The following is a 15,735-nucleotide window of genomic DNA, read 5'->3' on the forward strand; positions in this document are numbered from 1 at the left end:
ATTTTAATTACTTGAGAATTAGATTTACTCCAAGCGTAAATGTTCTGGTAGTAGGATATACATCCAAATCTCCATAACCCGGAGTTAATCCTGTCACATTCACAGATTCTGGATCAAGTCCGGTATATTTTGTAAGTGTGAACAGATTCCTTATCGTACCATAAATGCGGATACTATTGACATGAGGAAGATTAATTTTGGGGGAATAACTTAAACTTAAATTTGCCAGTTTAAGATAATTACCATTTTCAAGAAAATAATCACAGATCACTTTACCAGACTTTATTTGGCCATTTCTTGTGTAAGCATCCTTCAGCAGATTTACATTAGGTTCTGCCTGTAAACCGAAATACATCTGATATAAATTGAGAATCTGATAATCAAATCTTCCGTGGAAAAATAAGAAGAGGTTGAACCTTTTGTAATTGATGTTATTCCCAAAACCCAATTCATATCTGGGAAACCCGTGTCCGATATAGGTCCTATCCCGATCAGCATTAGCTTCTCCCGTTGCTTTTATTTTCTCAGAACCCTTGACACCATTTTTCCAAACCAAAATGTTTCCATTTTCATCCACACCCGCATATCTATATCCATAAAAGCTTCCAATTTCCGTTCCCTCTTCCAGCCTATAAGCATACCCAGGGTTACCAGGAGAGGGTAAGAAAGCCAAATCCTGATATTGGAGGTGAAATTGCTGGTTTGACCAGGATTTCAGATTTGCTCTGGTATAAGATGCACTTATATTAGCCGAATATTGAAAATTTTCTTTGTTTACTACATTTACGTTTGCCAATAATTCAATGCCCTTTGAAACAGTAGTTCCTACATTGACAAACATTTGATCCCACACATAGGTGCCAACAGGAACGTCATAGTTTGAAAGCAGATCCTTACTTTCCCTGATAAATCCATCAATACTTAAATTCACTCGCTGATTAAACAATAAGGCATCTATACCCAAATCATAGGATATAGCTTTCTCCCATTTCAAATTCGGATTGTAGTTATTAGCTGGGCCATATACCCTGATCCATTCTCCATTTTCATTGGGGTACATGCCATAGCCAGTATATCTGGCTAATGCTGTGTATCGTGGAAATCCTGATCTTCCGGTTACACCATAGGAAAGTCTGATCTTCAAATCATTAATTTGCCTGATATCCCGTAAAAACGAAAGTCTTGATAAACGCCAGGCTGCCGATAGAGAGGGAAAGTTACCCCATTTGTTATTAGGGCCAAATTTAGTATTTCCTTCACGGCGTAAAGACCCAGATAAATAGTAGGTGTTGTTAAAATTATAGTTAGCTCTTGCCAGAAAAGCTATGGTCTTTTCCTTACTTTTCCAAGAAGACATTCCTAGCCTACCCTCTTCTAAGTTCCAGCTGCCAGCTCCAAGATTATTATAGCTAAACGCATCTGATGGGAAATCCATATTCTCGGCAGAGAATCCCTGATCATTGAATTCCTGATAGGAATAGCCTCCCAACAGCTGTAAATCATGTTTACGAACGTGTAGATTATAATTACCTAGCCACTCAAAAGTATAATCTGTCCACTTCTCATCGCTTAAATCTGCCCTCCCGGTCCGATCATTTTGAATGGATTCAGCAGAATGAGAATTGGAATAAAACCTACCCAGCCTGTCATGCCCTTGTCTGGAGAGACTTACTTCAGTATTTAAATTTGGAAGGATATTAAATTTTATTCTCAGATCAACTGCAGAATACGTGTGATCAGCACCATTTTCTCTCGTCTTTAGATCCTGCACAGGATTGTAAGTGTCATATCCATAAAGCGTGTTATATTCTGATGGATTATTCGGATCCATAATGGGCAATGTAGGATTCAATTTCACCGCCATTTTGAAGGCATCATAATTTGTATATTCTTCTTGCGTAATCCTGTAAAAAATATTCTCATTGAACTCTAAGAGATCGTCCATTGCTTTTTGCTGAAAGCTTCCCGTAATTCCATATTCCTTCCTAAATGAGGCAATATCAATAGCCTGCTTGGTTAAATAATTTCCCGATATCCTGAATACTGAATTTTCTGATCCACCTGCTACGGAAACATAATGGTTCTGCCCAATATTATTTTTTCGAATCAATGCATTATACCAATCCGTTCTTGCACCATAATCTGCATCACGATTATGAGCCAGGAATTCTTCCGCAGACAGGATTTCCGGTTTAGCCGCAATCCCATCATGGTCTATGTATCCATCATAATTTACGGTTACAGGGCCTGCCTGACCTTTTTTAGTTTGAATCAGTATCACACCATTGGCCCCTCTCGATCCATATATTGCAGAAGCAGCCGCATCACGTAATACTGATATAGAAGCTATATCCTGATAAGAAATAGTTCTTAGATCCCCTCCTGGAATGCCATCAATAACAATCAAAGGACCATTTCCCGCTGAAATAGATGCAGCACCTCGAATTTGTACACTGGCTGATTGGTTCGGATCAGCTGTGGCAACATTGGAGACAACCACTCCGGGAATTTCCCCCTCAATCAATTGGAGCGGAGAATTATATGCCCCTTTTAAAAAATCTTTACTCTCAATAGTAGTTACCGCATTCGTTATATCGCTCCTCCTTTGCGTCCCATAACCTACCACCACCAATTCATTCAATGCGCTGGCCATTGGATGCAGGGTAACGGCTAATTCCTGACCGGTGGCGTATTGACTTACGGGCACTTCCTGCGTCTGGTATCCTACATAGGTAAACACCAACACGGCTTGCTGATCCGGTACTTCAATGCTGAATCGTCCTTCAGCATCGGTTACCGTACCTGTATTGGTGTCTTTAATTTTCACTGTTACACCAGCCAATGGACGGCCTGCACTATCGCGCACCACCCCTGTGATCCGAATCACCTGTACCTGTTCACCGGCAGGCAAAATGACTACCACATGATTCGGCAAAATCTGAAATGTTAATCCCTCAGGAATAATTTGATGCAATACTTCATCAATCGAAGCATCTTTTACTTGAAGATTTACGTGATGGTTGGCTTCTACCACCTTGTTATTGTACAGAAAGCGATACTGACTCTGCTTTTCAATAAGGCTCAATGCCTTCCCCAGCCTTATCGAATTAAAATTAAAACTGAATGTGCGTTCATTTTGCGAATAGCTTCTCGCAGATACTTGAAGGAAGAAAATCAGCATCAACACCGTCGTTATTCGCATGATAAGAGAAATTTTTTTCCATGGTTTGGAAAATAAAAGCTGATAGTATGCATAACTTTTCATACCTTAGTGTTGTTTATTGGTTAAATAATAAAATACCTGTCCGTTTGGATGGGTTTTATGATCATTACAGCAGGAAATGTGTCCACATTTCCTGTTATTTTTTGTCAACTGCTGTCAATTCCCATCTTGCTGGTCCGGGTGAAAAATAAATACTTCATGATCTTTAATTTGATATGAAAAATGAGCGATAAGCTTTAGTTCATCCAACGCCTGCTGCAAAGTTTCATCGGTAAAGGAACCGGTGAGCGGCGTACCGGCAATATCTTCACAACATATATGAATCTGTACGGCATATTTTCTTTCCATTTCCCGCGCCAGTTCCGCAAATGACTCATTTTCAAAAATCAGTTTGTTTTCCATCCATGCGGTTTCAGGATAGACTTTATATTTTTTATCGGGATAAATTTCCTGTACCACATAATGCATGGGATGTTGTATGGAATCGGTCATAGGAGCAGGATGAAACGCTATGCTGTCTTTCGCTTTATACCAGACCAGCTTTTCATGGGGCTTCAGCTGCACATGCTGATCGTTTTGTTTCAGGATAATTTCAATGGCCCCTGAAATCAGCGTAGCTTCTGTAACCGGATCATTCGGATAGGCTTTTACATTGAATACGGTGCCAAGATCACGGATATCCATATCGGCTGTATGGATCACGAAGGGATGTGCTTCATCATGACGGATGTCAAAATAAGCCTCACCCTGCAGGTTGACCTCACGCACAGCAGCCTGGGCCAGGTCTTCTGCATAACTTAACACAGAACCTGCATTGAGCCATAGCTGGCTGCCATCGGGTAATACCACATGTGTTCTGGAGCCATAGCGGGTAATGATTTGATTGCTGCCGGCATGGTTAGTGGCCACCGATGTTACAGGCTCTGATAAAGGCACAATCAGATAACGATAAATCCAGAACCCCGCCAACATAAGCAGCAACATCATTCCTACGCCCATCCAGTCAACCTTTCGGCTCCTTTGCTTTTTCAGGCTATACTGGAATAATGCATCTGCATCTTCTGCTGGCAGAAGTGCTTCATCCTGCTGCCATTTATCGGTATCAGAACGTACCTTCCAGCATGATTGCAACACCTCCATCGTGTATTGCGCCTCGGGATATTGGGGCAATAATCTGTTCAGCTCTTCTTCTTCAGCCTCTGTGAGTGAAGAAGAAAACTTCTTTCCAATCAATATCCAGATTCGTTCTTCCATCTGCATGAACAGGTGATATTGTATCGCTGTTACTTATATAGACAGAAAAATCTGCGTATTCTACTATTTGGTTTTAAAAAATTTTTAACTTCACCTTGAAAAACCCGCTACCTGCTCCATGATGCACGAAGAAATTCTACATGAGTATCTGCACTTCTGGGAACATCATGATGCAGAAGGAGCCTATCGTTTCCTGAAGAAACATTTTTATCTACCGGCACTGCGTTTTTGCATGCATTGGGTTTCGGATGAAGAAGATGCAAAGGAGCTGGTATATGATGTGCTGATGCGGGTGTGGCAAAAAGGTGATCATCTCAAAAAAATTAAAAATCTCAAAGTCTATATTTTTGTTGCCGTGCGCAATGCTGCACTGAATTTTCTGCAACAGCAAAAGAAAATGCATACCATTTCCTGGGATGATGTGGATATCAGGCTGGCCCCACTTGAACCAGATCCTGCCCAGCTGTTGATATCATCAGAAATGATCAGCCGTATTCAGGATGCCATTGATAAACTTCCGCCTAAATGCAAAATGGTGTTCAAACTCATCCGGGAAGAAGGTTTTCGCAACAAAGATGTAGCAGAAATTCTTCACATTTCCGTCAACACAATTGATAATCATCTGGCTCTGGCCATGCGAAAAATCAGCGAAGCCATTCATTTATACACACAGGAAAATGCTGAATCACCTATTCATAAATCCACTACTCGGAAAAAACCGGATAAGAATGCAGAATCCTGATTTCTGAAAAATCATCGTGTAGCCTGCGCTTTCTACATATCAAGCACAGATTTCAGTTTCTGATAACCTTGTTTGCTCACAGGAATTTCCTTGCCCGAACCTAATCTGATCCATTGTCCTTCCCGCTCGGAAAAATGAAAGCTGCTGATCTGGGAAATAGCCACAATATAAGAGCGATGCACACGAACAAACTGATCGGTTGGTAAGTGGTCTTCATAGTATTGCATTGTGGCTTTTTTGAGATAATATCCTTCTGCCGTATGAATTTTTACATAATCATCGGCTGCTTCCAGATACCAGATAGCAGAAACGGGAATAATTTTTATCTGATCTGATTTTTTTACCACAATGCGTTGAAGAGGAGAATGATAGCTGCCCGTAAACAAAGTATGGTCAGCCATCGTTGCCTGGCTGAATGCAGCAGGTTGTGCCATCAGTCTTTGCCATTTTTCCATCGCTTTCTGAAAACGATCTCTGGAAAAAGGTTTCAACAAATAATCGAGGGCATTGGCTTCAAAAGCACGAATGGCATATTCATCATAAGCCGTGGTAAAAATAACGGGCGGCGGATCTTCGCATAGCTCCAGCATTTCAAAACCATTTAAGTGTGGCATTTGAATATCCAGAAACACCAAATCGGGATGATAAGTTTGAATGGCTTTTAATCCTTGAAAACCGTTTTCACTTTGTGCGACTACTTCACAATCCGGATAATCTTCGAGATATTCCAGAATAACATCCCGGGCGAGTTGTTCATCATCAATAATGATAACACGTTTCATGTGCGTTGCGGAATTAAACAGGTAACACTGAATTGGTGATCTGTTGATTGGATTTTTAGCAAACCATGCATGCCATAAATCAAATACAACCTGCGGCTAACGGATTTTAATCCAAAGCCTGTGCCTGACTGATCAAGCAGGGTTTCATCAAACGGATTGTTGATGGTTATCATCAGCTGTCCGGGCAGCCGACGGGCTTCTATGCGGATTTCCACCTGATCAGCATTTCCATATAATCCAAATTTTATAGCATTTTCCAGCAATGGTTGCAATAACAAAGCAGGTAATTGGCAGGATAACGTATCTTCCGGAATATCGAGCACAGGGGTAAGGCGATGTCCAAAACGGATTTTTTCAATACTCAAATACAACTGAATTTGTTTCAACTCTTCATTCAGGCTTAACAAGGGTTTTTGCTCCTTCCGCAATGTGCCACGTAAGAAATCGGCTAACTGAATCACCATTTCGCGTGCTTGTTCGGGATGCTTACCAATCAACGCATAAACTGAATTTAAGCAATTAAATAAAAAATGAGGCTGCAGCTGTTGTTCCAGTTTATACAATTCTGCGTCGCGTGCCAGTTTTTGGATTTCTTCTTCCCGCATGCGGTGAGCCTGTTCATCCATACGCCTGGCGTGCTGCATGCTTAACATGGATACACTGAAGCTGAACACCAGCATAAAACCAAACCGCACTGGCTCACTCTGATGCAACCAGGTAGCTGGTAAAAGATCAGGCATGATGAATCGCAACAACCATTCATCTGTGATGGTAAACAGCGCAGCTGTGATACAAACTGCACCGCAGATGATGAAAAAATGAAAGCTTTGCGGATAAAAGAAAAACAAAATGCGTGACAGAAAAAGCAACATCAAAAATGCCAGCAGATGCGAAATCACACTATCTGTAAATGCCTGCTGAACCGATAAATCATAATAACGGGTCAACATCCATCCACAAAGCAATGCCCATATCATCCAGCCTATAAAAATATATACAAAGAGCGGCAATGCCGATTTCCGTTGCTGTGACGTGTGGGTAAACAGATGACCAAGCATGCCCATACGGCATCATATTTCTTCATCCTGAATAAGGATATCTAAATCAATAGAAGTGGATTTGTGTTTTAACAATTTCAGATAGCTATCCGGGAAATCGGGTTCTTCAATATGCGAATATAATTCCATGCCGTCTTCAATTTCTTCGACCGGATAGAGCTCACTCACATCCAGAAATTGCCAACGTACGATCTGGTGATGAATATTTTCAAATTCCTGCTCTTCAGATTTACCTATCTGACGAGCTTTGCGGCAGGCCTCATGCTGATGGCTTGCTGCAATCAAACGAAGTTGTTCTTCAAATTGTGCTTTATGCTGACCATCGCCTATCACAATTTGATAAACCAATTTAGCAATAAACCATTTCATGGGAAAATATTTTAAACGACAAACAAGTGGAATGAAACAATTGACATCATCATGTAGGAAAACTTCTGATCTCCACCCCACCCATCACCACTGCACCGGTGAGTGTCAGGGTTTTGTTGGGATCTGGCATGATGCCTGCCACTTCCCGCCTGTCGTCCACGCCCCCCATCACGTTGGTCATATTCACCCGCACGTCCCAACTGGTAGGCACAAACAAACGCAAGCCTCCAAATACCACCGAAGCATCAATAATGGCATTGCCCTGCACATCAGCCTGTGTAAGATCAATTTCCACACCCCCAAAACAACTGACGACATCGCCTCCTTTGAAATGCTTGGAAATAATTTTTCTGCGTATGCCACAAAACACAGCCGTTGTATCAAACCAATCTGTGGCTTCACCCGATGAGCTGTTTGGTTGCTGGGTTGCAGATGAATGATACCAGCCATATCGGTTCTTACAATGATCCCGATAACAAAATCTTTTCCTGCTGCGGGGTCTGAAAATCAAAATCAAACCAATCAACATAATCACCACCGGCCAGATATATGGGTATATCTCAACCGGTAAATCCAAAATGTCTCTGGCCAGAAATATGCCACCCGTCAACAAAAAAATAATACCCAAACCGCTATGGCAACGACTGCTCAGCAAAAACACAATACCCAGGATCACCAAATACATGGGCCAGCTCAATATCCAGGCAGGTATGGGCAGATGCAACTGCTGCAGCAGCAAGAACATGCCTGTAACGAAGATAATCAACCCACCCCGGCGCCGGCGGATGTGATGATATTTTTCCCAGTCCTGCATTGATTCCGGAGATTCCGGCTTATTACCTGAATAGGATGATGATGAATTTTCCATGTGTGGAATTTTCTGCAAACCTACCAGAAACAACCTCATCCTGTATGTTGTTTTCGGTTAATGGTAAGACTCCGTCGGTAAATGAACCGAGCGGTAAGCAGATATAACCGGGAGAAGTACAATAAATTCAGGGATTGCACGTATCTTCGCACTTGCCTGTCATAAGACAGGTTGCCAGCATGGAGGGATGCCAGAGCGGTCGAATGGGACGGTCTCGAAAACCGTTGTCTGCCTTCCGGTGGACCGAGGGTTCGAATCCCTCTCCCTCCGCGTGTTTTTTTTACCTCCTTTTCTTCATCTGCACTTCAACTTGAAACATCGCATTTTTATTTTTGTAACAGACACATACATGTTTTTACCTGCCTGATGTATTTTAGACAAAACATTTGCCATGCCTGTGATTGATGCTCATCAACATTTTTGGATCTATGATCCGATCAAAGATGCGTGGATTACAGATGAAATGCAAATTTTAAAACAGAATTACTTACCCGATGATTTGCATAAGGAACTGAAACAGGCGGGTGTGGATGGAACGGTGGTCGTACAGGCCAGTACCCGTGACCAAGAAAACACATTTCTGATTCAACTGGCACAGGCACATCCGTTTATTCAAGGTGTAGTAGGATGGGTTGATCCATGCAGCCATCTATTAGAAGAACAATTGCAAATTTACCAGCAAATACCCATTGTAAAAGGCTTTCGCCATATTGTGCAAAGTGAACCGGATGACTATTTACTGCGAAAACAAGTGCAGCTGGGCATAGCAATGATAGGAAGATATGGTTTTACCTACGACATATTGATTTATCCTCGCCAGCTTGCAGCTGCATTGCAACTGGTGGAAAGCCTGCCGGAACAGCCACTGGTGGTTGATCACCTGGCCAAACCCTTGATTCGGAATAAACAAATGGAACCCTGGGCTAGTCAGATAAAAATGCTTGCGCAAGCTTCCCATGTGTACTGCAAGCTTTCAGGATGGGCTACCGAGGCCGATTGGCAGCAGTGGACACCGGAAGATGTATATCCCTATTTCGATGTGATCTTTGATGCTTTTGGTTCAACACGCATTTTATTCGGGTCCGACTGGCCAGTGTGCCTGCTGGCTGCAAGTTATAGTCAAATCAAACAAACCGTTGAGCAATATCTGCTTCGATATTATTCAGAAGCCATTCCCGCTGTGATGGGGCAGAATGCAATCCGATTTTACCGTTTACCGGTATCATCCTGATGTGCAGCGTTGAGCCATTCGGTTAATTTTTGGGCCAATGCCATTACTTCCTGTTCGGTATTGAAGCTGTGCAATACGATGCGCAGGCGCTCCTCTCCTGCCGGCACGGTGGGATGCAAAATGGGGCGTACATCAAATCCGGCGGCTTGCAAATGCTGTGCACAGGCTTTTACCCTTGCATTGCCGGGGATGCGCACAACCTGAATGGGTGAAATACTCTGGCTATGCGCCTGCATGTGCTGTTGCCAGCACGCCGCCAGATACTGTAGATAACGGCGCTGGTTGTGCATTTCAGGGATTTGCTGATAAGCCAGATAAACAGCTGCCAGCGATGCAGGCGGTAATGCAGTGGAATAAATAAGCGGTCGTGCCGTATTGATCAGATACTGCCGCAACAGTTCGCTGCCTAAAATCGCGGCTCCATGGGCACCCAGCGCCTTGCCGAAAGTAACTACCCGGGCAAAACACTTTTCCGTTACACCCATGGATTGTACCAAACCCTCTCCCTTCGGGCCTATCACCCCCACGGCATGGGCTTCATCTATCAGTAAAGCCGCTTCATATTGTTCACAGATGGATGTAAGCTGCACCAGATCGGGCTGATCACCGTCCATGGAATATATGGACTCTGCCACTACAAATATGCGCTGGTGCGGATGATGTGCGCGCTCTTTCCGCAGAAGCTCTTCCAGCTGATGCAGATCGTTGTGTGTAAAAGCCCGATGGCGGGCAAAACTCATGCGCAATCCATCGCGCAGGGATGCGTGGATGAATTGATCATACAATACCAGATCGCCTCGCTGGGGAATGGCCGACATCAGCGCCAGATTGGCCATATAACCGGAAGAAAAAATCAAAGCTGCTGGTGCCTGATGAAACTGCGCTATGTACTGTTCCACTTCATCCAGCAAAGCATACGCACCGGATAGCAGGCGTGAGCCTGTGCTGCCATGGCCCAGATGATGGGCTGCAATCCACTCGGTGATGTGTAGCTGGAAAACCTTGTCGCGCGCCAGTCCCAGATAATCATTGGAACAAAAATCAATGCCCTGTGCCAGGCGAAGTTCTCGATAAGCCTGTTGCGCTTTTTTCTCGGCCAGAAACCGTTGCAGATAGGCTGTGTACATACATGAAAAACCTTGCCCAGCATATGCTGGGGGAAAGAGTAGAATCGCACTCCGGTGCTGATCAGGCTTTCTTTTTGGTGCTTTTCGGAGCGATGACGGCATGCATGCGTCTGCCTTCCAGCTTGGGCATGCCTTCCAGCACACCCACTTCAGCCAGCCGTTCGGCCAGTTTTAGCAAAATCAGCTCTCCACGCTCCTTGAACATGATAGCCCGGCCTTTAAATTGCACATAAGCCTTCACCTTATTGCCTTCCTTCAAAAATTTCTCGGCATGGCGAAGCTTGAATTCAAAATCATGATCGTCCGTATTGGGCGTAAAACGAAGTTCCTTTACTTCACTTTTCGCTGATTTGGCTTTGATTTCCTTTTCTTTCTTGCGGCGCTCGTAGAGAAACTTGTTGTAGTCAATGATTTTGCATACCGGTGGATTGGCATTGGGTGAAATTTCCACCAGATCAAGCCCTTGTTCTTCGGCCATGCGCAGGGCTTCTTCCAGCGGATAAATGCCGGTTTCCACATTATCGCCCACCACTCGCACCTCGCGGGCGCGTATCATGTGGTTAATGCGAAATTCAGATGTGTCTTTCTTTCTGGGAGATGGATGAGATGTATGTTTTTGCATTCAAACAGGAAAATTAATATACAATAACTCGTGTTTTGCTGAATCGATGAATTTGTAAAATATCACTTCAGGCAAATTTGAACAATTCTGTGCAACTATTCAAACCTGTCCCAAATTTATTGCAAAATGCAAGGAAATATCATAGTTCAAAATATTTTTCAGCAATTTCCGTGTTCAATTTGTTGATGACATCGGCTACAGGCAAATTCCCTATGTCACCTTTCATATGTTTGCGCAGGGCGATGTGATGCTGTTGCATTTCTTTTTCACCCACAATCCACATGTAGGGAATTTTCTGCGTTTCGGCATCGCGGATTTTCTTGCCGATTTTTTCATTGCGTTCATCCAATGTGATGCGCAAGCCTGCCTTTTTGCCTTCTGCTACCAGTTCACGGGCATAATCCAGCACCTTGTCGGTGATGGGCAGCACGATAGCCTGCACCGGAGCCAGCCATAGCGGGAAGTTGCCGGCACAGTGTTCAATGAGCAGTGCCACAAACCGCTCCAGCGAACCAAATGGCGCCCGATGAATCATCACCGGCCGGTGCTTTTGATTATCTGCACCCACATATTCCAGTTGAAAACGTTCCGGCAGGTTGTAGTCCACCTGAATGGTACCCAACTGCCATTTTCGGCCCAGCGCATCACGCACCATAAAATCGAGCTTAGGTCCGTAAAAAGCGGCTTCGCCATATTCCACCACAGCGGGCAACTGTTTTTCCTGCACGGCATCCACAATGGCCTGTTCGGCCTGCTGCCAGCTTTCTTCACAGCCAATGTATTTGCTGTGGTCATGCTGATCACGCAAAGATATCTGGGCTACAAAATCTTTAAAATGCAAAGTGTTCAATACCAACAACACCAGGTCAATGACTTTTTCAAATTCTTCCTTCACCTGGTCGGGGCGGCAAAACAGATGCGCATCGTCTTGAGTGAAACCGCGCACCCTTGTAAGTCCATGCAATTCTCCACTTTGTTCATATCGGTACACAGTGCCGAATTCAGCAATCCGGATAGGTAAATCGCGATAGGATCGCGGAGCAGAACGATAGATTTCAATGTGATGGGGACAATTCATGGGTTTGAGCATAAACTCCTCTCCCGGTTGCGGTGTTTTCATCGGTTGAAAGCTGCTTTCCCCATATTTTTCGTAATGGCCCGAAATCACATAAAGTTTTTTATTTGCGATATGCGGAGTAACCACAAATTGATAGCCTTGTGCAACTTGAACTTCGTGCAGAAAAGCCTGCAGCTGCTCACGAATGATGGTGCCTTTGGGCAGCCACAGCGGCAATCCCATGCCCACCTGTTCCGAAAAGGTAAACAACTCCAGCTCTTTGCCCAATTTGCGGTGGTCGCGTTTTTTGGCTTCCTCCAGCCATTGCAGGTAAGCATCTAATTCTTTTTGCGAAGGGAAGCTGATGCCATAAATCCGCGTTAGCATGGGATTATGTTCGTCCCCCCGCCAGTAAGCACCTGCTATATTGGTGAGTTTTACGGCTTTGATGAAACCGGTATGCGGAATATGCGGACCCCGGCACAGGTCTGTAAAATTGCCCTGGGTATAAAAGGTGATTTGTCCATCGGGCAAATCTTCCAGCAATTCCAGTTTGTATGGATCGCCTTTTTCTTTGAAATAAGCAATGGCCTCGGCTTTGGCCACGGGTTTGCGAACATAGCTGGCCTTGCGTTGTGCGAGTTCGGTCATCTTTTGTTCCAGCGCGCGGATATCGGCTTCCGTAAGCTGCCTGCCTCCCAGATCCACATCATAATAAAAACCTTGTTCAATAGCCGGTCCTACGCCAAATTTAACACCCGGAAACAGGGTTTCCAGTGCTTCCGCCATCAAGTGTGCCGAAGAATGCCAGAAAGTTGCCTTACCCTCCGGATCCCGCCAGGTGAGCAAGCGAATCTGTGCATCCTGTTCAATGGGCCTGGTAGCATCCCATACTTCGTCATTCACTTTCACGGCCAACACTTCGCGGGCCAATCCTTCGCTGATGGAGCGGGCAATATCCAGGCCGGTTACTCCTGCCGGATAACTGCGCACCGATCCGTCGGGAAACGTAATTTGAATGGTATTTGCACTCATGAGCTTTTGCAATACAGCCCGCAAATTTAGCTGAAAAACTACATTGCATTGGAAATAAAAAAGCGGCACAAGCTGGCTGTGCCGCTTCCGGTTAGGTTCATGCCCCTGAAGATTATCTCAGGAAAAGCAATTCGCGGTATTTGGGCAGAGGCCAGTATTGGTCATCCACCAAAAACTCGAGCTTATCAGCATGATAGCGAATGGTATCGAAATAGCTCTTGATGCGATCACAATAGGCCACGGCCTTTTCATACGTATCGGTCATCTTGTTGACTTTTTTCCTTTCTTCAATCATGGCTTCCACCTGCTGACCGATTACATTGATGTGTTCCGAGATTTTCTTCAGGATGTTGAACTGCGTCTGATAAGCCGATGGATCAAGGCCTGCGGCTTTCAGTCCCTGGATATTCTGAATCAGCTCATTCTGATATCGAATGGCAGCCGGTAAAATGTAATTGGTGCAAAGATCACCAATAACGCGGGCTTCAATCTGTACTTTCTTGATATAATCTTCCAGCAGGATTTCATGACGGGCATGGATTTCTTTTTCCGTGAAAACGCCCGATTGAATAAATACCTGCTTACCTTTTTCGCTCACCAGGGCATTCAATGCCTGTGGGGTGGTTTTGATGTTGGGCAATCCGCGACGTTCGGCTTCTTTCTGCCATTCTTCGCTGTAATTATCGCCTTCAAACAGGATGCGCTTGGAATCAATGATGTATTGGCGAAGTACCTGCAGGATGGCAATATCCTTTTTTTCGCCTTTGTCAATCAATGCATCCACATCCTGTTTAAACTGAGTGAGTGTATGTGCTACAATGGTGTTCAGCGTGGTCATGGCCGAAGAGCAATTGGCCGAAGAACCAACGGCACGGAATTCAAACTTATTGCCTGTGAATGCGAAGGGAGAAGTCCGGTTCCGGTCCGTATTGTCGAGCAACAGATCCGGGATATGCCGATGCAGATCCAGTTTCAAGATAGCTTCATCCTGCTCATCGAATTTATTATCCACACGCGTTTCAATCTCATGCAACACATCGGTCAGATAATGCCCGATGAACACGGAGATGATGGCAGGAGGTGCTTCGTTGGCTCCCAGTCTGAAATCATTGCCCGGAGAGGCAATGGCAGCCCGCAGCAAGTCGGCATGGTCATGTACGGCTTTAATGGTATTGATGAAGAATGTGAGGAAAAGCAAATTGGTTTTGGGGGTTTTCCCGGGCGAGAGCAGGTTGATACCTGTATCGGTAGCCATGCTCCAGTTGTTATGTTTACCGCTACCGTTGATTCCTGCAAATGGCTTTTCGTGCAACAACACCTTAAGTTTATGTCGCTTGGCCACCTTTTGCATCAGATCCATGATCAGCAGGTTGTGGTCAACGGCAATGTTCACCTCTTCAAACACAGGCGCACACTCAAACTGGGAAGGTGCCACTTCATTGTGCCGGGTACGTAAGGGAATGCCCAGCTTATAGGCTTCTTCTTCAAAATCGCGCATAAAAGCATATACCCGTTCGGGGATGGAACCAAAATAATGGTCTTCCAGCTGCTGCCCTTTAGCAGGCGCATGGCCCACCACGGTGCGGCCGCACATCACCAAGTCAGGCCGTGCATTGGCCAGGGCTTCATCTACCACGAAATATTCCTGCTCCCAGCCCAGCGTGGAATACACATGGGTTACGTTGCGATCAAAATAATTGCAAACTTCAGTAGCTGCTTTATCGAGGGCGGCAATAGATTTCAACAACGGCCCTTTATAATCGAGTGCTTCGCCGTTATACGATACAAAAACCGTGGGAATGCATAAGGTTTTACCGGCACCCATGTCCATGATAAAAGCCGGTGATGAGGGATCCCATGCCGTATAGCCGCGTGCTTCAAAAGTAGCGCGCAACCCCCCGCTGGGAAAGCTCGATGCATCGGGTTCCTGTTGCACCAAAGCATCCCCGTCGAATGTTTCAATGGGTGTACCATCACCCTTAATGGTAAAGAAAGAATCGTGTTTTTCGGCGGTAGCGCCTGTCAGGGGTTGAAACCAATGGGTGAAATGGGTTACACCCTGCTTCATGGCCCATTCTTTCATGCCGGCAGCAATCTGGTCCGCAATCTTGCGTTCGATTTTGGTACCGGTCTTGATAGACATCTGCAGGCTTTTGTAGGCCTCATCGCTGAGATGCTCACGCATCACCTTACCGGTAAAAACACGGCTGGCAAACAATTCCGAAATACGCTTGCCGGACAGACCATTTTTTTGTATCGGCGCATTGATCAACGCCTGTAATGCATTTAAACGTAAGTTTTGCATCGCGTAAAATTTTTCACAAAGGAAATTGTTTTTATCGAAATATCAAATTTTTTTGACCCAAA

12 protein-coding genes and 1 tRNA gene are annotated in these 15,735 nt (G+C 44.7%); 3 read left to right on the plus strand and 10 right to left on the minus strand.

Going from position 1 to position 15,735, the window contains the following annotated elements; all coding sequences use genetic code 11:
• Positions 1-7: 7 nt before the first annotated feature.
• Positions 8-3,265, minus strand: coding sequence for a SusC/RagA family TonB-linked outer membrane protein (locus tag BM367_RS00340; protein WP_092456119.1), 3,258 nt, complete (start codon positions 3,263-3,265; stop codon positions 8-10).
• A gap of 114 nt (positions 3,266-3,379) precedes the next feature.
• Positions 3,380-4,483: a FecR family protein gene (locus BM367_RS00345; protein ID WP_092456122.1), complete on the minus strand. Its 1,104-nt coding sequence runs from the start codon at positions 4,481-4,483 to the stop codon at positions 3,380-3,382.
• Positions 4,484-4,595: 112 nt separating this feature from the next.
• Between BM367_RS00345 and BM367_RS00350 the strand changes: the two genes are divergently transcribed.
• Positions 4,596-5,219: an RNA polymerase sigma-70 factor gene (locus tag BM367_RS00350; protein ID WP_092456125.1), complete on the plus strand. Its 624-nt coding sequence runs from the start codon at positions 4,596-4,598 to the stop codon at positions 5,217-5,219.
• A gap of 32 nt (positions 5,220-5,251) precedes the next feature.
• Here BM367_RS00350 and BM367_RS00355 read toward each other — a convergent pair whose 3' ends face one another.
• From BM367_RS00355 to BM367_RS00370, 4 genes are read right to left on the minus strand one after another with little or no spacing between them, the layout of a single operon-like run.
• A complete protein-coding gene (locus tag BM367_RS00355; protein WP_092456128.1) occupies positions 5,252-6,001 on the minus strand; it encodes a LytR/AlgR family response regulator transcription factor in 750 nt (249 codons plus the stop codon).
• The gene (locus tag BM367_RS00360) at positions 5,998-7,065 is read right to left on the minus strand and encodes a sensor histidine kinase (protein ID WP_092456131.1); all 1,068 of its coding nucleotides are present in this window, start codon (positions 7,063-7,065) and stop codon (positions 5,998-6,000) included. Before BM367_RS00360 ends, BM367_RS00355 begins: the two co-directional genes overlap by 4 nt.
• Positions 7,066-7,071: 6 nt before the next feature.
• Positions 7,072-7,428 (minus strand): DUF4288 domain-containing protein, encoded by a 357-nt coding sequence (locus tag BM367_RS00365; RefSeq protein WP_092456134.1) that lies wholly within the window; start codon positions 7,426-7,428, stop codon positions 7,072-7,074.
• A gap of 49 nt (positions 7,429-7,477) precedes the next feature.
• Positions 7,478-8,335, minus strand: a complete 858-nt coding sequence (locus BM367_RS00370; RefSeq protein WP_092456137.1) for a LiaF transmembrane domain-containing protein — start codon at positions 8,333-8,335, stop codon at positions 7,478-7,480.
• A 142-nt stretch (positions 8,336-8,477) separates the two neighbouring features.
• Between BM367_RS00370 and BM367_RS00375 the strand changes: the two genes are divergently transcribed.
• Positions 8,478-8,566 (plus strand) — tRNA-Ser (locus tag BM367_RS00375).
• Between the two features lie 121 nt (positions 8,567-8,687).
• The gene (locus tag BM367_RS00380; protein WP_092456140.1) at positions 8,688-9,527 is read left to right on the plus strand and encodes an amidohydrolase family protein; all 840 of its coding nucleotides are present in this window, start codon (positions 8,688-8,690) and stop codon (positions 9,525-9,527) included.
• Here the strand turns inward: BM367_RS00380 and BM367_RS00385 are convergent.
• From BM367_RS00385 to BM367_RS00400, 4 genes are all read right to left on the minus strand, one after another.
• Positions 9,503-10,654, minus strand: a complete 1,152-nt coding sequence (locus tag BM367_RS00385) for an aminotransferase class I/II-fold pyridoxal phosphate-dependent enzyme (RefSeq protein WP_092456143.1) — start codon at positions 10,652-10,654, stop codon at positions 9,503-9,505. The genes BM367_RS00380 and BM367_RS00385 overlap by 25 nt on opposite strands.
• Positions 10,655-10,715: 61 nt before the next feature.
• The gene (gene infC, locus BM367_RS00390) at positions 10,716-11,276 is read right to left on the minus strand and encodes a translation initiation factor IF-3 (RefSeq protein ID WP_092456146.1); all 561 of its coding nucleotides are present in this window, start codon (positions 11,274-11,276) and stop codon (positions 10,716-10,718) included.
• A gap of 139 nt (positions 11,277-11,415) precedes the next feature.
• Positions 11,416-13,368 carry a threonine--tRNA ligase gene (gene thrS, locus BM367_RS00395; RefSeq protein ID WP_092456149.1) on the minus strand — a complete coding sequence of 651 codons (1,953 nt, stop codon included), beginning with the start codon at positions 13,366-13,368 and terminating at the stop codon, positions 11,416-11,418.
• A gap of 112 nt (positions 13,369-13,480) precedes the next feature.
• Entirely contained in the window at positions 13,481-15,673 is a 2,193-nt protein-coding gene (locus BM367_RS00400; protein ID WP_092456152.1) for a glutamine synthetase III family protein, read from the minus strand.
• Between the last annotated feature and the right edge of the window lie 62 nt (positions 15,674-15,735).

It is taken from the genome of Thermoflavifilum thermophilum, from assembly GCF_900116565.1.
Lineage (GTDB): Bacteria > Bacteroidota > Bacteroidia > Chitinophagales > Chitinophagaceae > Thermoflavifilum > Thermoflavifilum thermophilum.